2 protein-coding genes are annotated in these 580 nt (G+C 65.2%); both read right to left on the bottom strand.

Features of this window, described 5'->3' with window-relative positions; all coding sequences use genetic code 11:
- The coding region (locus AB3X94_RS41860; protein ID WP_368614474.1) for a Phenylacetic acid catabolic protein at positions 1-128 on the bottom strand (128 nt) is incomplete at its 3' end.
- Positions 129-144: 16 nt separating this feature from the next.
- Complete coding sequence (gene paaB, locus AB3X94_RS41855; RefSeq protein WP_008924350.1) at positions 145-429, bottom strand: 1,2-phenylacetyl-CoA epoxidase subunit PaaB; 285 nt, start codon at positions 427-429, stop codon at positions 145-147.
- Positions 430-580 lie beyond the last annotated feature (151 nt).

The raw sequence follows: 580 nt of genomic DNA, 5'->3' as shown, positions 1-580 counted from the left end.
TTCGACAGCGCGATGTCCTCTTCGAGGATCGGGCCGTGGCCGCACCACTCGCTGTTGCGCTGACCGAGGATCAGCGCGGTATCGGCGAGGCGCAGCACGTACTGCAGATGTTCGGGCGTGATGGACATAGTGGTCATGGCGCGCTTACATGTGGTTGACTTCGTCGGGCAGCGTGTAGAACGTCGGGTGACGATAGATCTTGTCGCCCGCCGGTTCGAACAGCTCGGCCTTCTCGTCGGGCGCCGAGGCGGTGATCGCCGCGGACGGCACCACCCAGATGCTCACGCCTTCCTGGCGGCGCGTGTAGACGTCGCGTGCCATGCGCAGCGCCATCGGCGCGTCGGCCGCGTGCAGACTGCCGCAGTGCTTGTGGTCGAGTCCCTGCTTGCTGCGCACGAACACTTCCCAAATCGGCCATTCCCTGTTCATTGCTGATCTCCTGATTCCTGACTCTCGCTGATCTTTCGCCGTGCCACTCAGGCGGCGTGCTGTTGCGCGCGCTGGCGCTGTTTTTCGGCATGGGCGAGCGCGGCTTCGCGCACCCAGGCGCCGTCTTCATGGGCCTTCACGCGCGTGGCGA

The organism is Paraburkholderia sp. BR10923, assembly GCF_040948765.1.
Lineage (GTDB): Bacteria > Pseudomonadota > Gammaproteobacteria > Burkholderiales > Burkholderiaceae > Paraburkholderia > Paraburkholderia youngii.
This window is presented reverse-complemented; position numbering and strand designations above follow the sequence as displayed.